This window comes from Streptomyces sp. A2-16 (assembly GCF_018128905.1).
Lineage (GTDB): Bacteria > Actinomycetota > Actinomycetes > Streptomycetales > Streptomycetaceae > Streptomyces.
The window spans coordinates 4647526-4670269 of sequence record NZ_CP063808.1 but is presented as its reverse complement, the minus strand read 5'-3'; the positions used below and the strand labels follow the sequence as shown (position 1 = coordinate 4670269).

Genomic DNA, 22744 nt, shown 5'->3' with positions numbered 1-22744 from the left:
GGTCGAGTTCTGGCCTTGGGCTTCAGCTGCTGAGCATTCGACAACAACTGCACGTGAGCAGAATTGATGACGATTCTTGAGACGACAGCTGGATCAGGGCTCGGGTGGCCGAGCAGGCTCTAGCCTTCGGCAGCGACCGCCGGGAGTCTTGTACGAAGACGCAATCACAGCGGGGGAACATCAAGAGTGACCGAATCGATCGACCAACCCGGCGAGTACACCGGTCGTCCGACCGCATCCTTGCGTGGCATCGTCATCCGCTACCGAGGTCACCGCATGGGCAGCGCGCGGCCCGCACGGGTCACTCTTCCCTCGGCGGCCGTCACCGTCCTCCTGGGCTGGGGCCAGCCGCTGACCATCCGCAGCGGTCCAGAACAAGAAGTATCACCAGGTCCGTGGCCTGCGATGATCGCAGGCCTGCAGACGATGCCCATGCTGGCGGGTTTCGACGGATCCGCGTCTGCCGTCGAGATCGAACTCACGCCGCTGGGCGCGTACCGGCTCTTCAACCTCCCGCTGCACCACCTGGCGAAGACGGTCATCGACCCTGACCAGATCATGGGCGCAGGCTGGGCTGCGAACGCCACCGAACAGCTGGCCGCGGCATCGCACTGGCACGGCCGCTGGCGAATACTCGACACCCTGCTCACCCGGCGACTCAGTGACCGAGCGACTCCCCCAGCACCTGCCGCCGCCCAGGCATGGAGCCTGCTGTGTGAACGTGGGGGCGCAGTGTCCTTGCACCAACTGGCCCTGGACATCGGCCTGGGCCAGCGCCGCATACAAGGGCTGCTGCGCGAACACATCGGGCTGCCTGCTCAAACACTCTCCCGCATCATCAGGTTCCACAACGCCCTGGCCGTGGCATCGACCGACGTGAACTCGCTCGCCGACCTGGCCAGCCTGGCGGGATACCACGACCAGTCCCACATGAACAGAGACTTCCGAGCCCTGTCGGGACAGACACCACGCCAACTGCTCGACATCATGCGCCGAACACCAGCACGGCACAGCGTCGGGCACCTCCAAGCCTTCAACGACTTCGGTCTCCGTGACCCAGCAAGCCGCCCCACATGACGCTTAACTGCCTTACAGACAGCAGGAATTGGCCACTCACCTGCGCCAAAGACGTCTGACACCGGCCGCCGTCACGGCAGGCCGGGGCCACATTGCGTACGACGTCAAGAGCCGTCCCCGCGTGGCCGGTAGCCCAGCCACCATTTACTGGTGGTTTCAGAATGAGGTCGCGAGCGTATGGGGCGCCGCCGGATGAGCCGAGGGCCTGTCCGGTCTGCCCCATGCAGTTCTGTCTCACGGCCTGACCCACGACGGCCGGCAGCCGCGCAGGCTCACCCGGTTGGCCTAGGCACTGTGCATAGTGTGCTCATGGATCGATTCGTGGGTCGGGGCCGCCTCGAATGGTGGGCCAATCAATCGACTTGCCTTGAGATGTACGACATCGACATCACCGTCACTGTCGACGCGGTCGGCAAGTGGCAGGCAACCGGGCGGCATGCCAGCGCCCTTGACACGACCCAACGCGAGGGCTGGGACTTCCTCATGGAGATGGACCCCCACTTCTCCATTGCGTTTCCCGGTGAGGACCGCGGCGGGATCACGGTGCGAGTCGTCGAGGCCGAGGATGGAACCCTCACGCTTATGGAGGCACCGGACTGGGACGGCTCGGTGAGCGTCACCTTCGACCTCACCTGAGATCAGCTCGGAAGGGCAGGAACCCGACTTTGATGGGGCTCTTTGAGAATCCCCACCCCCTGCTCGGGGGTGACGCCAGACCTGCTCGATGGATCTCCCCACGTCGCTCGCAGCCAGCCGGTTCCAGGGGCGGTGTGTGGCCGACTCGGCCACACACCGCTCCGCCGTGTACGCCACGGCTGTCCGCAGCGGCCACAGCAACGGGTTGGCCTGCGAGGCGAGTTGGACGGCGAGGAGGAAGCGATGGTGACGGGCGGCCAGATGGGCACCTGGCCAGCGACGACGGCTCCGTACGACACACCGGGGACAACCTCACCGGCGGGGACGACGAGTCGATCGTCGTCGACCTGACCCGCGTACCCGCCCGCGTCGACCAGATCGTCTTCACCGTCAACTCGTTCAACGGCCAGACCTTCGCCGAGGTCCAGAACGCCTTCTGCCGTCTGATCGACGAGACGACGGGCACGGGGCTCGCCCGCTACACCCTCACCGGCGGCGGACGGCACACCGCACAGATCATGGCGAAGGTACGGCGCGGCGCCGGCGGCTGGGAGATGAAGGCGATCGGTGAACCCGCCAGCGGCCGCACCTTCCAGGACCTGCTGCCCACGATCAAGACGTACCCGTAGAACGCGGAGTTCTTTATCTGCCGCATACATGGGGCGGAGTGGTCTCGGTTCGAACGGGCACTCGTATGCCACCAACGACTGAACCGAGGAGTAGCAGACCGCTCATGGAGATCTCAGGCATCATCAGTGCAATCGTCATCGGCATCGTGATCGGTGTCCTCGGCCGACTCGTCGTCCCCGGACGTCAGCGCATCGGCATTCTCTGGACCATCGCGGTCGGCATCATCGCCGCGTTCGTCGGAAGCGCCATCGCCGCCGGCCTCGACGTCGCTGACACCAACGGCGTCGACTGGATCGAGTGGCTCATCCAGATCGCCCTCGCCGCCGTCGGCGTCGTCGCGATCAGCAAGGTCAAGGCCCGCCACTGACCACCGCCCAGAATCGGTTCCCCCTCCGCCACCGTCACAACACCCGGCGTCGACGTACTCCTGCGACTGCTCCACCGCGTGCGGAGACATCTGCACCAGCTTGAGGGCGGGACGGCCGGACCATGTCGCTGGCACGGCGGGGGGGGGATCCGTGACGCGCTGGCCGGCCGCTCGCGCGACCTGGCCATCGCCCGCACTCCCAAGATCATCCGGATCTGCGGATGCCAGGGCGTCCCCGTCCTCGGCGACCGCGCCTGCACCGGGGCCGGCACGCATGTCACCGCCGGCATCAAGCGTCCACCCGGCAGGGAACTCGCACCCACCCAGCGCACCGTCAACCGTGCCCTCGCCCGTGCCACACCGCCCCAGTCGAGGGCGGTGTGGCACGGCTGAAGTCACGCCGGATCTTCCGCAGGTCGCGCATCAGCCCCAACCGTATGACCGTCATCGCCAAAGCCGTCCTCACCCTGGAGAGGCAACGCTGAAGACGCTCAGTGGACTTGTTGTGCGCCGAGCCTCACGGCCCAACCCCGGCAACCGGTCCGGCGCCCGCAGATGATTTCCAAGAGAGCTAGAGCTCGCCAAGCGAAACCGATCCGAGCACAACCGCCTGTTGTCGCTGCGCCGAGGACCCGGTCACATATTGATCATGTGGCCTGCGAGGCCATGGACGGCTTCCTTGACCGCCTCGCCCAGGGTGGGGTGGGCGTGGACGTTGCGCGCGACCTCGTGGACGGTGAGATCCCACTGCTGGGCCAGGGTCAGCTCTGGCAGCAGCTCGGTGACGTCCGGGCCGATCAGATGACCTCCGAGAAGCTCGCCGTACTTGGCGTCGCTGATCAGCTTCACGAAGCCGGTCGCGTCGCCCAGGCCATGAGCCTTGGCGTTCGCGGTGAACGGGAACTTGGCCACCTGGACGTCGTAGCCCTTCTCCCTCGCCTGCGCCTCGGTGTAACCGAAACTTGCGATCTGCGGCTGGCAGAAGGTGGACCGCGGGATCATCACGTAGTCCAACTCCATGGTCTCCGCGCCCGCGATCGTCTCGGCGGCGACCACTCCCATCGCCTCGGCGGCGTGCGCGAGCATCAGCTTCGCGGTGACGTCCCCGATGGCGTAGATGTGCGGGACCGAGGTGCGGCAACGGCCGTCGACGTCGATCGCGCCGCGTTCGGTGACGCGCACGCCGGTGTTCTCCAGGCCGTAGCCGGTGACGTTCGGGGCGAAGCCGATCGCCTGCAGGACCTTGTCGGCTTCGAGCACCTGCTGGGTACCGTCCTTGCCGGTGACCGTGACACGGACCAGTGGGCTGGACTCGTCGATCGACTCGACGCGCGTCGAGGTGAGGACGTCGATGCCCAACTTCCGGTACTGCTTGGCAAGTTCGGCGGAGACCTCGGCGTCCTCCAGCGGGGCGACGCGGTCCAGGAACTCGACGATCGTCACCTTCACGCCGTAGTTGTGCAGCACGTAGGCGAACTCGACTCCGATCGCACCGGCGCCCGCGATCACGATCGACTGCGGCAGATCCTCGGCCAGGATCTGCTCCTCGAACGTCACCACACGCGATGTACGGCGCGTGCCGGGCAGCAGCTTGGGGCTCGCCCCGGCGGCGATGACGCAGTGGTCGAATCCGATGGTGCGAGTGTTGCCTTCGAAGTCGGCCACCTGGAGCGTGTGCGGATCGACGAACGTGCCACGACCGCTGATCTCCGTGATCTTGTTCTTCTTCATCAGGTAGTGGACGCCCTTGACCCGGCCGTCCGCGACCTTCCTGCTGCGACGGAAGGCCTCCCCGTAGTCGAAGGAGACCTCACCCTCGACCTTGATGCCGAAGGTCTTCGCCTCGCGCGTGAAGATGTGCGCGAGCTCGGCGTTGCGCAGCAGGGCCTTGGTGGGGATACAGCCCACGTTCAGGCAGACGCCGCCCCAGTACTTCTCCTCGACGACCGCGACGCTCTTGCCCAGCTGGGCGGCCCGGATGGCGGCTACGTATCCGCCGGGGCCCGCGCCGAGTACGACGACGTCGAAATGCTCACCCTGCTCGTCCATGGACTGTTCCTTTCCGCTGGGGCGGCCGACCTCCGACGGTGCGTCGGCTCACTCCCGATCGAACAACCAGTTCTGTTCACCGATTCAACAGCGTCAGCTTGCGCCACCGCCCGTCTCAGCACACCCCTGCGGGAGACGGGGGTGACCGGCGCGTGCGCATCTGCGCAGCGGACCGCTGCACACTGCGCTTCCTGGACCGCAAGCGCGTACACCACAGAACGGCCGGCATACGGAAAGCTGACGGTGGAGTCCTCGGTTCACTCGGACGACCTCATACGAAAGGCTGGGCCGGGGACGCTCTCGATGTCCTTCACTTCTACCGGGTGGCCTCGTTCGCAGCGAATCCCGACGTCGACGTGCCCGCCGCACTCGCGATGCCGAGCCAGTACCGCGGGCCCTTCCGGGTCGGCGCGGTACCGGTCACCCCACTGCAGCAGCCCCATCACGGCGGGCAACAGATCCATGCCCTTCGGGGTGATCACATACTTCGGCCGACTTCGCGAACCGGGCTCCTTGTACGTCTCGGTCGCGAGGATCCCTTCCTCCACCAGCATCCGAAGCCGCGTCGCCAAGAGGTTACGAGGACAGCCCAGGACGCGTTCGAAGTCACCGAACCGGGACGAGCCGTACCACACCTCACGCAGGATCAGGATCGTCCACTTCTCGCCCACGACCTCAAGAGTGCGCGCGATCGAGCAGTTGGACGTGTCCCGATCGAGCCGGGGGTCCATGCCGGCGTCCTGGGGAACTTCGGTCCACGCATCCATGGGGCCGATTCTAACCGAGTTTGAGTTCACATTCACATACCCAGCTATCGAGGCCCGCCGGAGCACTCCCCCTCACCGACGAAGAAGCCAGGGCCCACCCGGGTGGGGCGCCCGCTCCACATGGAGCCAAGGCGGCCATGGCGTCATGATCAACGGCAACGTCATGATCGAGCGCACACAGCTCGGCGAACCGGGCAACATCGCCATCGAGGACGAGCGTGATCTCGACGCGCTCTCACGCTGGGCCAGGTCAGCCCCGGGCTCGAGCCTCCCGTGCCCTGACCGACCGTCGACTCGCCGACCACCTCCTCGAACAGGGCATCCGCAACGCCCTCGCACTGCTGGATGCCGAGTAGCACGATCACCCGGTGCAGTCGGTGACCTGTCTTCCACGTGGGGAGATGAATACGGATGATCCCGGCCCGACGTGATTCCGGTGAAGACCACCTCCGACGGGATCCGCCACACCGATGGCCTCCGCATTCGCGGCTCATCCCGCCCGGGAGGCGCGTGCCCAGCCTGCACCTGGCCGAACGCGCCGCCCAGCCGGACGCCGGTGCCACCTCTACCGACTGACCTGGCCGGCATCAGCGCCGAGCGGCGCATTCGGCGCCTGCCCGGGCCGGACTTCGGACTGGTCTTCGGCAGCCCGACCTCAGCCCTCAGCGCCCTACCCCGGGACGATCCCCTGGAGCCGTTAAGCCCGTTTCCCGCCGTTCTGCTCCCGGACGGTGTCGAACAGGGAGGTCAGAGCGGGACTTCCTGCGAGACTGTCCAGGAGGACGTGAAGCGACTGTCGCTCCGTGCTGCCCAGGTCTGCGAGGATTTCGCCGTCGAGATCGACGAGCGTGCGGTTGAGTCGGGCCAGGACCTTGCGCCCTTCGCCGGTGATGTCCACGGCGTAGCGGCGACGATCCTGGGGATCTCGGGTCCGCTCCGCGTATCCGGCGCGCTCCAGGTCGTCGAGACTCGTCACCATCGTCGCGGGGTCGATGCGCAGGAACGAGCCAAGTGCCAGTTGCGGCATGGCACCGTTGTCCGCCAAAGCCTGCAGGACGCTGTAATGCCGCACTCGCAGGCCGGTCCCGCCGATGCCGTCCTCGGCGATCCTGAACGCCACCTGCCCGAGTTTGACCAGCAGGCAGATGGTGTGTTCGGCCACTGTCCCCGGTACCAGCGGAGCCTCGGACATCGTTTATTCCGCCCATGGTTAGTCGTACGTATGGTCCTGTCCATCGTACGAGAAAGCCCGAGGCGCCAGGACCGCTGCAGGCCGGCGGGATTCCCCCCTTCCGCCGGCTCACGGCCGGTGCGTCCTGGGTGGTCAGCCGACGATGGCCCGACCGAAGATCTGCCGGGCTATGACCCACTTCTGGATCTCGTTGGTGCCCTCGTAGATCTCGCCGATCTTGCTGTCCCGGTAGATCGCCTCGACGGGGCCGGGGCTGCCGTCGGCACCCAGTTCTCGCGCGAAGCCGAGGCCTCCGAAGGCCTGGACGGCGTCGCGCGCCATGTCCACCGACAGCTTGGTGGCGTAGTACTTCGCCATCGCGGCCTCGGGCTCCGGGGACGGGTTGCCCGCGTCCAGGCGCAGGGCGGCCTTGGTGTAGAGGGTGCGGGCGTTCTCGATCTCGGTGGCCCGTTCGGCGAGCAGGAACTGCCAGTGCTGGTTGGCGGCCACCGGCTTGCCGAAGGCGTGTCGCGTCGACAGGTGGGCCACAGTGTGGTCGAAGGCGGCCTGCGCCATGCCGACCCCGGCAGCCGCGATGCCGATCCGGCCGTAGGTCAGAGTGGACAGCGCATGGCGGAGTCCGTGTCCCTCGGCGCCACCGAGAAGGTCGTCGTCGGTCAGGTGCACATCCGTGAAGCGGATGTCCGCGGTCAGCTGGCCGCGGTTGCCCATCTTGCGGTCGGCAAGGCCGACTTCCACTCCGGGAAGTGCTGTGTCGACGATGAACATGCTCAGCCGGGTGCCGGTACGGGCGAGAACCACCACGAACCCGGCGACGGGCGAGTTGGAGATCCACCGCTTGTGGCCGTTCAGCACCCAGCCGGCCTCGGTGCGTATCGCCTCGGTCTGAACCGCCTGCGGGGACAGGTCACTTGAGGCGTTCGGCTCGGTGGTGGCGAACGCGCCGACCACTGAGCCCTCCGCGACCTTTCGCAGCCATCGCTGCTGTTGCTCCTCGGTGCCCTGCCGCAGAGCGTTGCCCGCCAGGATGCAGTGCACATCGAAGACGGCCGCGACGCTGCTGGAGTAGTAGGCCAGCTCCTCGATGGCCGCGGCGGTGGCGGTCGCCGGGTGGGTCAGGCCGTCGCCGCCGACCTCGCCGGGGAAGGGGATCCGGAAGACCCCCGCCGATGCAAGCCCGTCAAACACATGCCGGGGGAAGCCGTCCGTGCGCTCGTCACCCCCCGCGATCGCCACGGCGTGCGGAGCCACTTCGCGCTCTGCGATCCGGCGCACGGCAGCGCGAACGGACTGTGTCTCTTTGGGGGCGAGGAGCTCGTGGTAGAGCCGGTCGATCTGGCGTGTGGGAGTGGAAGTCATACGGGGAAGATATCATTAGCACCACGTATCATTCGCTCAGCAATCGATTTTGGAGGTTCGACCATGACACAGACGCTGGCCGACAAGACCATCCTGATGTCGGGAGGCAGCCGCGGCATCGGACTCGCCATCGCTCTGCGCGCGGCCCGCGACGGTGCGAACGTGGTGATGCTCGCCAAGACCGCCGTGCCGCATCCGAAGCTCGAAGGCACGGTCCACACCGCCGTTGACGAGATCGAGCGCGCGGGCGGCAAGGGGCTGGCCGTCGTCGGTGACGTCCGCAACGAGGACGATGTGCGCACCGCCGTCGACGCCGCGGTCACCGCCTTCGGTGGTATCGACATCGTGGTGAACAACGCCAGCGCGATCGACCTGTCGCCGTCGGAGCAGCTGGAGATGAAGCGGTACGACCTGATGCAGGACATCAACACGCGTGGCACGTTCCTGCTGAGCAAGGCCGCCATCCCGCACCTGCGCAAGGCGGGCAACCCACACATCCTCACGCTCTCCCCGCCCTTGAACCTCGCGCCGCGCTGGGTGGGGAAGCATCTCGGTTACACGCTGTCGAAGTACGGCATGAGTCTGTGCACCATCGGGCTCGCCGAGGAGCTCGCCGCCGACGGCATCGCCGCCAACTCGTTGTGGCCGCGGACCCTGATCGACACGGCCGCCGTGCGCAACGTGGTCGGCGGCGCCGGACAAGCCCGTAGTCCGCGGATCATGGCTGACGCCGCGTACGCCATCCTCACGCGTGACGCACGGAAGTGCACCGCCAACCTGTTCATCGACGACGAGGTCCTGTCGGACGCGGGCGTCACCGACCTGTCCGTCTACAGCCCTGCCGACTTCGAAGGTGATCTCGCGCTCGACATATTCGTCGATCCGGCCTGATCCCACACTGCTCACCAGATGAACGCGAGGGCGTTCTCGAGCTTCGAGTCGAAGGCGGCGCGGGACAGTTGCAGTGACCCAAGTCTTCGCAGCGGCCGAAATAGTCGGGCAGGGCGGCGGAGGGACATCCGACGCCGCCCTGGTCCCGGTGCTCGGGCGACAGATAGCCGCGAACGAGATCTTCGAGTCCCGAGCAGCCGGGCAGCCGGGCAGCAGAGTGCCGTACCGCGCCGCCTGCGTGCGTGGCTCCTCTCTGACGTCACAGGATTCTCCGTTCACTCCGCAGGGCCATTGCCTTGCACATCGTTCCGAGCCTATGGTCTGTCGAACGTAATGTTATGACTCACAGTTGATGGCACGTCAGAGTCAGAGATGAGGCATGCCGTGAGTGACATCCCCTTCCAGCCCGCGGTGGAGCAGTCACGCGCGCTGGCCGCGGGTGAGATCTCGAGCCGGGAACTCGTCGAGCTCCATCTTGAGCGGATCGCCACTCATAACACCGCGTTGAACGCGGTGGTGACCCTCGACCCCGAGCGGGCCCTTCGCGAGGCCGGTGAAGCGGACGCCGCGCGGGCGGCCGGGCGGGAGCTCGGCCCTCTGCACGGTGTGCCGATCACGGTCAAGGACAGCTTCGAGACGGCCGGGATGCGCACCGCCTGCGGGCGAACGGACCTCAAGGACTACGTGCCCGACCAGGACGCCGAGGCGGTCAAGCGGCTGCGTTCGGCCGGTGCCGTGATCATGGGGAAGAGCAACATGCCTCCGGGCAACCAGGATGTCCAAGCCGACAACCCGGTGTTCGGCCCTTCATCGAACCCGTGGGACACGAGCCGCACCTCGGGCGGATCCGCCGGGGGCGGTGCCGTCGCCACCGCCGCGGGCCTCACGGCGTTCGACTTCGGCTCGGAAATCGGCGGATCGACCAGGATCCCGTCCCACTTCAACGGGCTCTACGGGCACAAGTCGACCTGGCGGTCGATACCCCTCATCGGGCATGTGCCCTATGGCCCGGGCCCGGGACGATGGACCGAGGCCGACATGGGCTGCGGCGGCGCGCAGGTCCGCGACGCCCGTGACCTCATACCGATCCTGCGGGCAACGGTCGGGCCCGCCGACTACGACGGCGGTTTCAGCTACACACTCGCACCGCCCCGCGCGACCAAGCTCGCCGACTTCCGGGTCGCTGTCTGGGCTGAGGATCCCGCGTGTCCGGTCGACAGCGACGTCGCGGCAGCCGTGGACGACGCAGTCACTGTGCTGCGGGCGGCCGGCGCGAAGATCACGGTCCAGCCCGTCGGCCTCCCTGTCGACCTCGCGACGAATCACGGGAAGGCCTTCCAGCCCCTGCTCTTCGGCGCGGGCGACCGCACCGGCCTAGCTGCTGCCTCCAGCGCCGCGGTGCTGGCCCGGTTCGTCCAGCACCCGCGGGGTGACGCCGGTCCCGCCCTGCTCGGAACCTTCCAGTCGCACTATCACTGGCTGCAGGCCCACATGGTGCGCAATGAGATCCGGCAGCGATGGTTCGAGTTCTTCCAGGACTTCGACATCGTGCTCATGCCGGTCACCCCGACGGCCGCCCCCGCCCACCACAACAAGCTGATCGACTGGTTCGGGCGGCCATTCGAAGTCGAAGGTGTGCGACGCCCTTACTGGGACCAGGTCAAGTGGAGCGCCGTCGCCAACGTCTCCGGGGGGCCGGCGACGACCATCCCGGTGCGCCGAGGCAGGAGCGGACTGCCCATCGGTCTGCAGGCCATGGGCCCGAGCGGGGGCGATCTCACCACCATCGAGTTCGCCGCCCTGCTGGGCCGGGAAGTGGACGGCTTCGTGCCGCCTCCGGCCTTCGTCCAGACCTCCACCACTGGACCCTGACCACCCGCCCGAAAACTCCGAAGAACGACGATGCACAGCTTGAGCCGCAACGCGTCACGACTGCTGACGGATTCCGCGTCCAGCTACCCGGAACGCACCGCGATCGTCTTCGGCGACGACCCCATCACGTACGAGGCCCTCGACGCCGCGGCCAGCCCGGTGGCGAACCTGCTCGTCTCGCGCGGGGTCCAGCCCGGGGACAAGGTCGCGCTGTCCTGCCCCGATTCTCCAGCATCTGCTTCGGCATCCTCAGGGGCAGCGCAGCGGTCGTGCCGCTGAACGTGCTGTCGAAGGACCGCGAGGTCGACTACCACCTCACCGAATCCGACGCGAAGGGCGTACTTCGCCTTCAAGGCCACCCCGCAGCTGCCGATCGGGAAGACCGCCCGGGAGGGATGTCGGGAGAGCACGGGTTGCACCGAGTTCTTCCTGGTCGAGAGCGGCGGCGCGCCATGGTCCGGGGACGAGACGCCGGAGTCCAACACCTCGGTCGTAGCCGAGCAGCCCGTGACGTTCCGGACGGTCGAACGCGACGTAGACGACACAGCGGTGGCCCCCTGAACGTCCGGCGCCAACCGGCCGCTACAAGGGCGCGGAGCTGCGCCACCGCAACGTGTATGACAACGCGCTCGCCGGCATCGACCTGTTCGTTTCGAGGGGGCAGCACCCTGCTGCATGTTGATCATGTGACCCGCGAGACCGTGGACGGCTTCCTCGACCGCCTCGCCGAGGGTGGGGTGGGCGTGGACGTTGCGGGCGACCTCATGGACGGTGAGGTCCCACTGCTGGGCCAGCGTCAGTTCGGGGAGCAGCTCGGTGACGTCCGGGCCGAAGAGGTGAGCGCCTATGAACTCGCCGTACTTGGCGTCACTGATGAGCTTCACGAAGCCGGTCGCATCACCCAGGCCATGAGCCCTGGCGATCGCGGTGAACGGGAACTGCGCCACCTGGACGTCGAAACCCTGCTCCCTCGCCTGTTCCTCGGTGTAGCCGAAGCTGGCGATCTGCGCCTGGCAGAAGATGGTGCGCGGGATCATGACGTAGTCCAGTTCCATGGTCTCCGCGCGAGAGGGCGTCTCAGCAGCGACCACTCCCATCGCCTCAGCGGCGTGCGCGAGCATGAGCTTCGCGGTGACGTCACCGATGGCGTAAATGTGCGGAACGGACGTACGGCAGCGCTCGTCCACATCGATGGCACCGCGCTCCGTAACCTTGACGCCGGTGTTCTCCAGGCCGTACCCGGTCATGTTCGGGGCGAAGCCGATCGATTGGAGGACCTTGTCCGCCTGCAGGACCTGGGTGGGGATGCAGCCCATTTACGATGGTGGAGAGCCAAACCGCAAGGGCGCCTTCTAAGACCACTTCCCGGACAAGAAGGCGATGCTCGCCGAGCTGTGCACGGGGCTGCTCCAGCGGGTCGGAGCGCTCGCCGACGCGGCGTCCGAGGCGATCCGGGCGACGCCGGGCGAGCCCCCCTCGACGGCCGTGTCGGACCTCACGCACGCCTTCTTGCGGCGGACCATCGACGATCCCCTGCATCGAGAGCTGATGGCCCAGGCGCCCTCGGTGCTGGTGGAGCAGTACCGGCACATCAACGACACGGTGGCCCAGCCGCCGATCGAACGGATCTTGACCGTCCTGGCCGAACGCGGTGACGTGAAACCGGATGTTCCGGTCGCCACCGTCGCCCAGCTGCTGTTGGCCGTCCTGTGCGAGGGCAACCGGATCATCGCCGCCGCGGCGGACCGGGAGAACGCCCTGGCCAGGACGTTCCACACGATCACTCTGCTGATGTCGGGCCTGGCGGCGGACGGCGTCGGCGCGCACGGTTGACGGCGGCCAACGCCTGCAAAGCACTCCTCGACCGCACCCCGCCGTGCCACTACCGTGCCGCCGCGTCCTCGATGTCACGGACCAGGTCGATGGCCCGGCCGAGAGTGGTGAGCCGAGCATCGAGGGTCTCTCCGGCCGGATAGAAACGTACGGTGTCCACACCGGCGTCGCGCCACACACGCAGCCGCCGACGCACCATGGCCTCGGTTCCGATCAGAGTGGTCGCCAGGACCATGTCGTCGGTGACCAAGCCGGCCGCGCCGTCCCGGTCCCCGGCCTGCCAACGTGTCCGGACTTCGGCGGCCACCTCGGCCCAACCCTGGCGACTGTAGGCGTTGTTGTAGAAGTTCGTGGTCGCGGAACCCATGCCGCCGAGGCTGAAGGCCAGTTCCTTCTTGCGTCCGGCCACCATCGCGCTCAGCGCCTCCTCGTCGTCCGCGAAGGCGACCTCGGCGCCCTGGCAGACGTCGAGGTCGGCACGGGCGCGACCGGCGGCGGCCAGGCCCTGGTCCAGGTGGTCGAAGTACGCCTCCTTGGCGCCCTCGGGCACGAAACTGGTGCCCAGCCACCCGTCGGCGATCTCACCGGTCAGGTGCAGCATCTTCGGCGAGAGGGTGGCGAGGTAGACCGGAATGTCATGCTCGGCACGCATCGACAGACGCATGGGCTTCGCCTCCCCACCCGGCAGCGGAATCCGGAACTCCTGTCCTGAGTAGGAGACTTTGCCGCCCGCGGCGGCCTCCCGCACGATCTCGACGGTCTCCCGCATCCGCACCAACGGCCGGGCGAAGGGTACGCCGTGCAGCCCCTCGATCACCTGCGGCCCGGAGGGGCCAAGGCCGAGAAGGAAGCGCCCCTGGGAGATCTGCGACAGTGTGATCGCGGCGCGGGCGATGGCCATCGGCGTGCGGGTGCCGAGTTGGATGATTCCGGATCCGAGGAGCATGCGCTCGGTCTTCGCCGCGAGGTAGCCCAGCGGCGAGGGGGCCTCGGAGCCCCACGCCTCCGCCACCCAGCAGATGTCTAGACCGAGCTTCTCCGCCTCGGTGACATAGGCGACGATCTCCCGCCAGTCGCCCCCGGAAGCCTCGATCGTGGTGGAGGTGCGCATCAGAGCCTCGCCTCGCCCGCGGGCCGGGCCCTCTCGGCCAGCTTCTTGATCTCTTCGAGGGTGATGGTCATGTTGGCCTCGAACTCCCGCATGCGCACGAAGACGATCTTCTGCTCCTTCTCCGGCATGCGATCGATGGCGAAGGAGAGGCCCGAACGGGCCGGTCCCATCTGCATCCATTCGCTCAGCAGAGTGCCACCGCCCTGCGGCTCCAACGTGAACCGCCAGATCGCCGTCGGGTTCTGACGGTTCTCGACGGCCCAGGCAAGCACCCTCGGCGGCTCGCACTCGACGATGTGGGAGGTGGTGGCCCACTCCCCCAGTGCCTTGTGCTTGCTCCGGCCGATGAACCGGGCTCCCAGAGCAGGGGTGGTCCTGCCGTCCAGCCATTCGACGGACTGCAGCTCGGAGCTCATACGCGGCATCAACTCGATGTCGGACACGAGCGTCCACACCTGTTCGGGCGGAGCAGCGATCCAGGTGCGGACCTCCACCGTCGGCTTGTCCGCATAGCGCGCGCCTGTCCACTCCATGTTCCTGCAGCCTCCATGCCGATCCGAGAACTCCCATGACCAGACGTGACCAGTAAAGTTGCGTAGATAGACTCACCTGTCAAGGGAAAGCACAGCCCCGGCAGAGCCGCGGGGTCAACCGGCGAAACGCTCCCGCACATCCGGCCGTTCGGCCAGATGCGGCGGGTAGCCGGGGCCCATCCGAGGACTGGTGTTCTCCGCGGTCATCTGCTCGCCGCAGGAAGAACACACCACCTCGGCATGGGCTTCCTGTCCGCAGACCTCGTGACGCATGACCACCGGCGGGCCCTCTTCACCGGACAGCCAGCGGTCCCCCCACCGGCTCATCACCAGCAGCACACCGTAGAAGTCGCGCCCCTTCTCCGTGAGCACGTAGTCGTACCGAACCGGATCCGTCTGGTACGGCCGTCTCTCCAGCAGCCCCTCGTCCACCAGCCGGCGCAACCGGTCCGTCAAGGTGTTGCGCGCGATCCCCAGTGACACCTGGAACGCGTCGAACCGCCGGATCCCGTAGAACGCCTCACGCAGCACCAACGGCGTCCACCAGTCCCCGAGCAGGTCCATGGTGCGCGCGATCGAACAGGGCCAGTGCGCAAAGGATGTCCGCCTCATGACCGTCAGCATAGGTTCGTCCAGTCGTGAGACCCAGCAGGTGGAGCGGCGACAGTTCATCCGCGCGACATCTTGCGCTCAATAAATAACGAAGTTATGTTGCGGCCATGAAACGTGACTTGCTGGGCAGAAAGCTGGTTGTCACCGGAGCGGCGCGCGGCATCGGCGAGAAGGTGGCCCGCCTGGCCATCGCCCGAGGCGCTCAGGTGACCTTGATCGGACTGGAGCCCGATCGGCTCCGTGACCTCGCCCGCGAGCTGGGCCCCGCCGCTTCCTGGCGGGAGGCCGATGTGCGCGACGGCGCCGTCCTGCGGTCAGCGATCGACGAGGCCGCGGGGGTCATGGGCGGCATCGATCTGGTCGTCGCCAATGCCGGCGTCGTGGCGTACGGGACCGTGCGACAGACGGACGAGGCGTCGTTCGAGCGGGTCCTGGACATCAATCTGAACGGTGTCTTCCGGACCCTCAAGTACGTGACGCCCCATCTGGAGCGCAGCCGTGGACACGTGCTCGTTGTGGCGTCCGCGCTGTCCTTCATGCCGCTGGCGGCGATGGCCTCCTACGGCGCCAGCAAGGCCGCGGCCGAGCTGCTCGCCCTGACCTACCGCCAGGAGGTGGCGCACCTCGGCGTCACGGTCGGCCTGGTGCACCCCTCCTGGATCGACACGGATCTCGTCCGGGGCGCCGAGATGGACCTCCCCTCGTTCCAGGGCCTGCGCAACCGGCTTCCCTACCCGGGCAATGTCACCACTAGCGCCGACCGGGCGGCTGCCGCGATCGTCGACGGGCTCGCACGCCGCCGCAGCCGCGTGTACGTGCCGCGCGCCGTCGTCGTGGCCAACTGGGCCAAGGCAGCGCTGAATTCGCCACTGGCCTGGCCATGGGCGAGGCGCTTCGCGGCCCGTGCCGTTCCGTCCCTCGAACGGGAGGTCGCGGCGCTGGGGAGGCATGACCAGCTCACGCCGGGCCCCGGCACCTCTGCCGCCGAGACCAAGTCGCGCTAGCCGCATATGGGTTGTCCCGCGCGAGACAGCGACCTGCCCTACCGAATCTCACAGACCTTGAACGATCGAGTCGTAAAGGCGCACGCCCGCCTCGTGCGAGGCTTCGGCCCGTTCCCGCTCGTCGCCCAGACCGACAGAGAAGTTCACGCCCATCGGCAGCATCACCTGCGTCACGGGGTCCTCGAACTCGCCGAAGTGCTCGGCCAGCTCAAGGGTGATGTACCCGTGGACCAGACTCCACAACTGGGCGGCTACGACTTCAGGTTCCTGCCGCTCGGCCCTGCCGGAGTCCACGAGCCGTCGACATGCCGCAGTGATATGGACGTGGGCATCCCGGAAGGCCGGCGAATGTCCGCTCAAGCGAAGGTCCGCGTCCGTCAGCGGCCGGTACGTCGCACGAGTGGACAGGCCGAACATCAGGTCGTACAGGTGAGGGTTCTCGCGGGCCACTCGGCGGCAGGTCAATGCCATGGCGAAGAGATCCGCGATCGGATCATCCGTCACCGGCACCTGGGCGAACGCCGCGGCGAGTTCCCTGAAGCCGTGGTCGGCAACGGCGCGCATCAGTTCGGGGATCCCACCGAAGTGGCCGTAGACGACCATCGTCGACAGCCCGCTCGCGGATGCCACCGTACGCGCCTTGATGGCCGACGGCCCCTGTTCGGCCAGCAGGCCGACAGCGGCTCGCACGAGCCGCTCCGGTGCGTCATCGAGCTTCGGCCGCCCTGCCATGCCTCTCGCGCCTCCACCATTGACACTCTTGAAATAACTTGGTTATCTAACTCATCACGGCAATAGTACACATCTCGAGTGACGTGCCGTTTTGGACACGGGTGCGCTCCCCGGACGGGCTTCACGCATTGTCCCGGATTCCTGGCGTCGGCAGCCCCTCCCTCACTCGCTTTGCACTCCCCCATGAACCCAGCACGGGAGCAGAATCCATGCCATACAAAGACAAGGGTCATCTGGAGATCGAGGACCGCGGAGCCGTCCTCGTCGTCCGGGTCGACGGCGGCCCGCACCAGTTGTTCGGCCTCGACATCGCCCGTCAGCTGGACAAGCTGGTGACCCGGGTCGACCGCGATCCGAGCATCCGTGCCGTCGTCTTCACCGGGGCACATCCCGAGCGGTTCGTCAGCCATGCCGCGGTCCGGTGGCTGCAGGAAGAGGGCGCGGCGAGCCCGACGGTCGGCCGGCGCGGTGCCGCCGCCGTCGTGCGCATGGCCAAGCACGTGGACCGGTCCCGTCTCCTCGGGCCCGTGATGCGCAGGACCCCGATGCGCGGGGCCCTCCAACTGGAGCGTCTGCACACGACCTTCCTCCGGATGAACGCCAGCGGTGTCCTCTTCGTCGCCGCCCTCAACGGTTCGGCTCTCGGCCTCGGCGCCGAGTTCGCCTGGGCCTGCGATCTGCGGGTCATGGCCGACGGGGACTTCTTCATCGGCCAGCCCGAAATCCTCCTCGGCATCATCCCGGGCGGAGGCGGCACCCAGCGCCTGACCCGCCTGATCGGCACCCACCGGTCCCTGGCCGCGATCCTCGAAGGCAAGCCGTTCACGCCCGCGGAGGCGCTCGCCAACGGGGCGGTCGACAAGGTCGTGTCCCAGGACAAGGTCGTCGCGCAGGCGGTCGAACTCGCGGAGCACTTCGGCGCGCGGCCGAAGGGGTCGGTCGCGGCCGCCAAGAGGTCGGTGTACTTCGGCGGCTCGATGTCACTGGAGGACGGACTCCACGTCGAACGCGCCGAGTTCTTCACCAGGGTCATGTCGAAGGACGGCCAGGAACTGATGCTCGACTACATGGAGACGACGGACGCCACCGGCGAGCTCCCGCTCTACGACCCGGACACCTACGCCCAGGCGCTCGCCTCGGGCAGCGTGCCCGGGCACCGCTCGACGACGACGCGGCGGTGAGCCGACGATGACCACCGCGCACTCCGTCACCCGCCACGACATCACCTTCCCCTCCGGCGACAGCACCTGTGCCGGATGGCTCTACCTCCCGACCGGTGTCACCTCCCCGCCCGTCGTCATCCTCGGGCACGGCCTCGGCGCCACCCGCGAGATGCGCCTGGACGCCTTCGCCGAGCGTTTCGCGCAGGCCGGCATCGCCGCCGTGGCCTTCACCTACCGGCACTTCGGCGACAGCGGCGGCCACCCGCGCCAGCTCCTGTCGATCAAGCGTCAACTCGCCGACTGGGACGCCGCCCTCGCCTACGTCAAGGCCCGCCCTGACGTCGACCGCTCCCGCATCGCGGTGTGGGGCAGCTCCTTCGGCGGAGGCCACGCCATCACGGTCGCCTCTCGGCATCCCGAACTGCGCGCGGCCGTGGCCCAGTGCCCGTTCACCGACGGTCTCGCCTCCGCGCTCGCGCTCGGCCCGGTCGCCTCGCTCAGGATGACCCCCGTGGTCGCTCGGGACATGGCGGCCAGAGTGCGCGGCAAGGCACCCGCGATGGTTCCCATCGCCTCCGCCCCCGGTTCGCCGGCCCTCATGAACGCTCCGGACGCCTTGCCCGGATACCAGGCGCTGCAGCCGGCGGGGACGGCGTTCCGCAACGAGGTGGCGGCACGGGTCATTCCGACCATCGCCGCCTACCGGCCCGGGCGGGCGGCGAGGAAGGTCGCCATGCCGATCCTCTTCTGCGTCAGCAACACCGACTCCGTCACGCCTCCCGCCCAGACCCTCCGGTACGCGCGCACCGCACCCCGGGGAGAGATCAAGAGGTACGACGCCGGCCACTTCGACTTCTACACCGGCGAGACCTTCGAGGCCCTGGTCCGCGACCAGATCGAGTTCCTCACCCGGCAGTTGCACCCCGCGCCGGCATCGACTCCTTGACCGGATCGCACAACACCGAGACAGGTACGCCCGCCATGAACTTCGCTTCACTGCCCGACCGTCGCGCCGCTCACGACCCCGATGGGGCAGCGGTCTCGGACGGGCGCCAGTCACTCACCAACGCTCAGTTGCTGGACCGCGTCCGCGCGGCAGCGCGTCAGCTCCGGGACCTCGGCATCGGTCCCGGCGATGTCGTGGCCCTCAAGCTGACGAACCGCATCGAGTTCGTGCTGCTGTTGTTCGCCGCCTGGCGGATCGGCGCCACCATCACGCCGGTCAACCCGAGCATGACCGACGTCGAGGTGGACCGACAGGTCAAGGACTCCGGTGCGCGTCTGCTGGTGGTCGAAGACCACGCGGCGCCCGGCACGGACGGTACTGCCGTACTCGCCGTCGGCGCACTGCACGAGGAAGGGGCGAGTTCGGATCACGCACCGCATGTGGATCCGTCCGCGCTGGCTCTTCTCATATACACCAGCGGCACCACCGGGATGCCCAAGGGCGTGATGCTGGACCACGCCAACATCGACGCCATGACGGAGATGGGCCGCGTGTCCCTGGACATCGGGCCCGACGACCGGTGCCTGCTGATCCTGCCGCTCTTCCACGTCAACGGCATCGTGGTCAGCATTCTCACGCCTCTTCTCGCGGGGGCGAGCGTCGTCATCGCGGGCCGCCGGTTCGACCCGCAGAGCTTCTTCGACCTCGTCGAGCAGGAGCGCCCCACCTTCTTCAGCGCCGTGCCGACGATCTACGGCATGCTCGCTGCGCTGCCGGACGACGTGCGGCCCGACACGTCGTCGCTGAGGTTCGGAGTCTGTGGCGCCGCACCTGCCTCCGCCGAGCTGCTGAGCCGGTTCGAGGCCCGGTACGGGTTCCCTCTTGTCGAGGGGTACGGCCTGTCCGAAGGAACCTGCGGGTCCACCGTCAACCCCGTCGCGGGCCCGCGCCGTGCCGGCACCGTGGGGCTTCCCTTCCCCGGCCAGGAGATCCGGATCGTCGACGCCGAAGGTACCGAGGTGGGGCCGGGCACGGACGGTGAGGTCCTCGTGAAGGGCCCCAACGTCATGCGTGGCTATCTCGGCCGCCCTGAGGAAACGGCCAGAGTCATCGTCGACGGCTGGTTGCACACGGGCGATGTGGGGCACCTCGACGCCGACGGCTACCTGACCCTGGTCGGGCGCTCGAAGGACATGATCATCCGTGGTGGGGAGAACATCTACCCCAAGGAGATCGAGGACGTCCTCACAGGCGACCCGTCGGTGCTCGAAGCCGCCGTGATCGGCGTACCCGACGAGAAGTGGGGAGAGGTGGTCGTGGCCTACATACAGCCGCGACCAGGCGTGAGCGTCGATCTGACGGCGCTGCGGGATCTCTGTGCGCGCAGCCTCACCGGCTTCAAGCGTCCGACCGAGTTCTTCGTGGTGGAGGCCATAGCGAAGAACGCGGTCGGGAAGATCGACAAAGTCTCCTTGCGCGCTGCCCACGCCGCGGCTTCCTGAGATTCACCCCGCGCCGAGCCTGGAGTCGGCGTTTTCCGCCATCAGTCGGCACCGTCAGACGGAATCAGCTGTTGCGCCCAGATGACCTTGCCGTCGCGGTTGTGCCGCGTTCCCCAGTGTTCGGTCATCTGGGCGACCAGGACCAGTCCACGTCCACCCTCGTCGAAGGTCCTGGCACGGCGCAGGTGAGGGGCGGTGCCACCGGCGTCGGACACCTCGCATGTCACGGTGGACTGCAGGATCATGCGCAGTTGGATGGGGCTCTGACCGTAGCGGATGGCGTTCGTCACCAGTTCGCTGACCACCAGCTCCATGGTGAAAGCCATCTCCTCCAGCCCCCAGGCGGTTAGCCGGTCGGATGCGAAGGCACGCGCCTCGGATACGACAGCCGGATCGGGGGGAAGATCCAGTGTGGCGACGTGATCGGCGTCCAGCGCTCGAATACGTGCCACGAGCAGAGCGACGTTGTCGGCGGGGCGACTGGGCAGCAACGCATGGAGCAGTCCGTCGCATGTCTCCTCCAGCGAGGCGGAGGCCTGGGCGAGGACATCGGAGAGAACCGCGAGGGCAGCGTCCACATCGCGCGCGCGACTCTCGATGAGGCCGTCGGTGTACAGCACCAGAAGAGTGCGCTCATCCAGTTCGAACTGGGCGGTTTCGAAGGGAAGCCCTCCCAGGCCAACGGCGACCTGATCGGCAGCTTCGGAAAGTCGACCGTGCGGGGGTCCGCCGGGCCCCCGGAAGTGACCACAGCCGGCGGGTGTCCCGGTCTCGGCCAGGATCTGACTGGGTGGTGGCCCAGCCGGAAGCAACTGGGTCGCCCCTCGGTCCGGGAGGCTGCTCGGACGACTTGCCCTGGCCGGCCAGTGAGGCTGCGCACCCGCGCACCGGCGCCGCTATCGTCACGGTGGCAGAGTCACCGACTCGCCTCGTCGACCAGGAACGACCGCAGATGGCCCAGCAGCGCCTCCGGTTGCTCTTCCGGGATGAAGTGACCGCACTCCGGGATTTCCGCTCCGGTGACGTCGTCCGCGTAGGCGCGCCAGATCTCCAGTGTCGGCAGGCGGGACGGCAGCCCTACGGAACCCCAGAGCGCCAGTACCGGCATGGTGAGGCGGCGGCCCTCGGCGGCGTCGATGTCGTCGAGGGCGACGTCCTGCTCCATGGCGCGGTAGTCGTCGAAACTCGCGCGCAGGGCACCCGGGCGGGAGAAGGCTCGGACATATCCGTCGACCGCTTCGGGGGTCAGCCCGTGCCGGTTGTAGGTCCACCGCTCGAAGAAGTACTCGAGATACCCGCGTATGTCGTGCCCCACGAGCCGCTCGGGAAGGTCGGGCTGCATCTGGAACAGCCAGTGCCAGTACCCGGAGGCGAGCGAGGCGTCCAGCCGGCGGAACATCTCCCGAGTCGGCACGATGTCGAGCACAGCCAGCCGTTCCACCTGATCTGGGCGGTCCAGCGCCCAGCGGTGCCCCACGCGGGCGCCCCGGTCATGACCCACGACGGCGGTGGTCTCGAAGCCGAGTGCTTCGACGAGGCCCGCCATGTCGGCGGCCATCCGCCGCTTGTCGTATCCGGTCGAGGGCTTGTCGCTCAGGCCGTAGCCACGCAGGTCGGGTGCCACAACGGTGTGGTCGGCGGCAAGATCCGCCAGCACCGGCTGCCAGCAGTCGGAGGTCTGCGGCCAGCCGTGGAGCAGGACGAGCAGAGGACCGGATCCCGCGCGGAGGTAGTGCAGGCGGACCCCGTCCACCTGTGCCACGCCTGTGGTCACCTTGGGCTGTCCCATGGATGCGCCTCCCCGGCACGAACTAACCCTCTTAGACGGTTAAACCTAACGTGCAGAATGAAGGCGTGGCAACGGACGACATGTGGATCTGGGACGGCGGGCGGGTCTGTCTGGACTTCACCAACACCCTCCGCCACCGGTGGCAACCCACGCCGGGGGAGACGCTCCGGAACCCGGGCGATCTCACCCTCTGGCTTCAGCGGGCCCGACTGCTTGCACCGGGCGCCCCGGATCCCGTGGATGCCGCCGTGCTGGCATCGGGCCGACGCCTGCGCGAGGCGGTCGACCGGGCCGTACTCGCGGTCTCCGACGGACGGCTACCCTCCTCCGGCGACGTCGTGCTGCTCAATGGATCGGCAGCGCAGGCGCCCCGGCCGGCGCCGCAAATCGCCATCAAAGGCGGCCACTTGGAGCCCGCCGACACCACGACCACGGCACCTGATCCCGCGACCGCGCTGGCACTGATCGCGCAGGACGCCGTAGACCTGCTCCTGTCGACCGAGATCCGGCGCGTACGCGTGTGCGGCGCGGACACATGCGCCTTGCGCTTCCTGGACCGCTCCCCCGCCCACAACCGCCGCTGGTGCTCGATGTCCCGCTGCGGCAACCGCACCAAAGTCCGCCTCCACCAGGCCCGAGCCAGACGGAGTGAGCGCACCCCGGCGGACTGAGCCCACCC

General features: G+C 67.8%; 22 protein-coding genes and 2 pseudogenes. 13 read left to right on the top strand and 11 right to left on the bottom strand.

All coding sequences use genetic code 11. The features are described 5' to 3' along the window. Positions 1 to 186: 186 nt before the first annotated feature. The 5 genes and pseudogenes from IOD14_RS20965 to IOD14_RS20945 all read left to right on the top strand — a co-directional run. On the top strand, positions 187 to 1077 hold the full coding sequence (locus IOD14_RS20965; protein WP_212671115.1) for a helix-turn-helix domain-containing protein: 891 nt from the start codon (positions 187 to 189) through the stop codon (positions 1075 to 1077). A 309-nt stretch (positions 1078 to 1386) separates the two neighbouring features. After that, entirely contained in the window at positions 1387 to 1713 is a 327-nt protein-coding gene (locus tag IOD14_RS20960) for a hypothetical protein (RefSeq protein ID WP_212671114.1), read from the top strand. Positions 1714 to 1847: 134 nt separating this feature from the next. After that, positions 1848 to 2342: a TerD family protein gene (locus IOD14_RS20955; protein ID WP_249126002.1), complete on the top strand. Its 495-nt coding sequence runs from the start codon at positions 1848 to 1850 to the stop codon at positions 2340 to 2342. Positions 2343 to 2446: 104 nt separating this feature from the next. Next, complete coding sequence (locus IOD14_RS20950; RefSeq protein WP_212671113.1) at positions 2447 to 2710, top strand: GlsB/YeaQ/YmgE family stress response membrane protein; 264 nt, start codon at positions 2447 to 2449, stop codon at positions 2708 to 2710. Between the two features lie 156 nt (positions 2711 to 2866). Continuing rightward, positions 2867 to 3195: pseudogene (locus IOD14_RS20945) on the top strand (transposase family protein); the annotation flags it as partial. A gap of 151 nt (positions 3196 to 3346) precedes the next feature. Here the strand turns inward: IOD14_RS20945 and lpdA are convergent. From lpdA to IOD14_RS20925, 4 genes are all read right to left on the bottom strand, one after another. After that, entirely contained in the window at positions 3347 to 4759 is a 1413-nt protein-coding gene (gene lpdA, locus IOD14_RS20940; RefSeq protein ID WP_212671112.1) for a dihydrolipoyl dehydrogenase, read from the bottom strand. Between the two features lie 257 nt (positions 4760 to 5016). Beyond that, entirely contained in the window at positions 5017 to 5526 is a 510-nt protein-coding gene (locus IOD14_RS20935) for a helix-turn-helix domain-containing protein (protein ID WP_249126001.1), read from the bottom strand. Between the two features lie 697 nt (positions 5527 to 6223). Next, complete coding sequence (locus tag IOD14_RS20930; protein WP_212671111.1) at positions 6224 to 6718, bottom strand: MarR family winged helix-turn-helix transcriptional regulator; 495 nt, start codon at positions 6716 to 6718, stop codon at positions 6224 to 6226. A 132-nt stretch (positions 6719 to 6850) separates the two neighbouring features. Beyond that, a complete protein-coding gene (locus IOD14_RS20925) occupies positions 6851 to 8077 on the bottom strand; it encodes an acyl-CoA dehydrogenase family protein (protein WP_212671110.1) in 1227 nt (408 codons plus the stop codon). 63 nt (positions 8078 to 8140) lie between these two features. Here IOD14_RS20925 and IOD14_RS20920 point away from each other — a divergent pair, with 63 nt between their 5' ends. Together IOD14_RS20920 and IOD14_RS20915 are read left to right on the top strand one after the other, a co-directional pair. Next, complete coding sequence (locus IOD14_RS20920; RefSeq protein WP_212671109.1) at positions 8141 to 8968, top strand: NAD(P)-dependent oxidoreductase; 828 nt, start codon at positions 8141 to 8143, stop codon at positions 8966 to 8968. Positions 8969 to 9352: 384 nt separating this feature from the next. After that, complete coding sequence (locus tag IOD14_RS20915; protein ID WP_212671108.1) at positions 9353 to 10840, top strand: amidase; 1488 nt, start codon at positions 9353 to 9355, stop codon at positions 10838 to 10840. Positions 10841 to 11514: 674 nt separating this feature from the next. Here IOD14_RS20915 and IOD14_RS20905 read toward each other — a convergent pair. Then, positions 11515 to 12138, bottom strand: a pseudogene (locus tag IOD14_RS20905) (FAD-dependent oxidoreductase); the annotation flags it as partial. An 82-nt stretch (positions 12139 to 12220) separates the two neighbouring features. Between IOD14_RS20905 and IOD14_RS20900 the strand changes: the two are divergent. Beyond that, positions 12221 to 12673, top strand: a complete 453-nt coding sequence (locus IOD14_RS20900; protein WP_212671106.1) for a hypothetical protein — start codon at positions 12221 to 12223, stop codon at positions 12671 to 12673. A gap of 49 nt (positions 12674 to 12722) precedes the next feature. Here the strand turns inward: IOD14_RS20900 and IOD14_RS20895 are convergent, their stop codons facing one another. From IOD14_RS20895 to IOD14_RS20885, 3 genes are all read right to left on the bottom strand, one after another. Continuing rightward, positions 12723 to 13784: an LLM class flavin-dependent oxidoreductase gene (locus IOD14_RS20895; RefSeq protein WP_212671105.1), complete on the bottom strand. Its 1062-nt coding sequence runs from the start codon at positions 13782 to 13784 to the stop codon at positions 12723 to 12725. Further along, positions 13784 to 14317, bottom strand: coding sequence for an SRPBCC family protein (locus IOD14_RS20890; protein WP_212671104.1), 534 nt, complete (start codon positions 14315 to 14317; stop codon positions 13784 to 13786). Before IOD14_RS20890 ends, IOD14_RS20895 begins: the two co-directional genes overlap by 1 nt. Before the next feature lie 114 nt (positions 14318 to 14431). Continuing rightward, positions 14432 to 14941: a helix-turn-helix domain-containing protein gene (locus IOD14_RS20885; RefSeq protein WP_249126000.1), complete on the bottom strand. Its 510-nt coding sequence runs from the start codon at positions 14939 to 14941 to the stop codon at positions 14432 to 14434. A gap of 95 nt (positions 14942 to 15036) precedes the next feature. On the opposite strand from IOD14_RS20885, the gene IOD14_RS20880 reads away from it, so the two are divergent. Then, positions 15037 to 15933 (top strand): SDR family oxidoreductase, encoded by an 897-nt coding sequence (locus IOD14_RS20880; RefSeq protein ID WP_212671103.1) that lies wholly within the window; start codon positions 15037 to 15039, stop codon positions 15931 to 15933. A 48-nt stretch (positions 15934 to 15981) separates the two neighbouring features. Here the strand turns inward: IOD14_RS20880 and IOD14_RS20875 are convergent, their stop codons facing one another. Then, positions 15982 to 16665 (bottom strand): TetR/AcrR family transcriptional regulator, encoded by a 684-nt coding sequence (locus IOD14_RS20875; RefSeq protein WP_212671102.1) that lies wholly within the window; start codon positions 16663 to 16665, stop codon positions 15982 to 15984. Between the two features lie 209 nt (positions 16666 to 16874). Here IOD14_RS20875 and IOD14_RS20870 point away from each other — a divergent pair, with 209 nt between their 5' ends. Genes IOD14_RS20870 through IOD14_RS20860 form a run of 3 tightly spaced genes read left to right on the top strand, consistent with a single transcriptional unit; the run spans position 16875 to position 20276 of the window. Further along, positions 16875 to 17846 (top strand): enoyl-CoA hydratase/isomerase family protein, encoded by a 972-nt coding sequence (locus tag IOD14_RS20870; RefSeq protein WP_212671101.1) that lies wholly within the window; start codon positions 16875 to 16877, stop codon positions 17844 to 17846. A gap of 7 nt (positions 17847 to 17853) precedes the next feature. Next, on the top strand, positions 17854 to 18774 hold the full coding sequence (locus tag IOD14_RS20865) for an alpha/beta fold hydrolase (RefSeq protein ID WP_212671100.1): 921 nt from the start codon (positions 17854 to 17856) through the stop codon (positions 18772 to 18774). Between the two features lie 35 nt (positions 18775 to 18809). Beyond that, positions 18810 to 20276, top strand: a complete 1467-nt coding sequence (locus tag IOD14_RS20860) for an AMP-binding protein (RefSeq protein ID WP_212671099.1) — start codon at positions 18810 to 18812, stop codon at positions 20274 to 20276. 41 nt (positions 20277 to 20317) lie between these two features. Here the strand turns inward: IOD14_RS20860 and IOD14_RS20855 are convergent, their stop codons facing one another. Next, positions 20318 to 21088: a SpoIIE family protein phosphatase gene (locus tag IOD14_RS20855; RefSeq protein WP_212671098.1), complete on the bottom strand. Its 771-nt coding sequence runs from the start codon at positions 21086 to 21088 to the stop codon at positions 20318 to 20320. 104 nt (positions 21089 to 21192) lie between these two features. Then, positions 21193 to 22065, bottom strand: coding sequence for an alpha/beta hydrolase (locus IOD14_RS20850; protein ID WP_212671097.1), 873 nt, complete (start codon positions 22063 to 22065; stop codon positions 21193 to 21195). Positions 22066 to 22130: 65 nt separating this feature from the next. On the opposite strand from IOD14_RS20850, the gene IOD14_RS20845 reads away from it, so the two are divergent. Then, positions 22131 to 22736 (top strand): ABATE domain-containing protein, encoded by a 606-nt coding sequence (locus tag IOD14_RS20845; protein WP_249125999.1) that lies wholly within the window; start codon positions 22131 to 22133, stop codon positions 22734 to 22736. Positions 22737 to 22744: the final 8 nt, after the last annotated feature.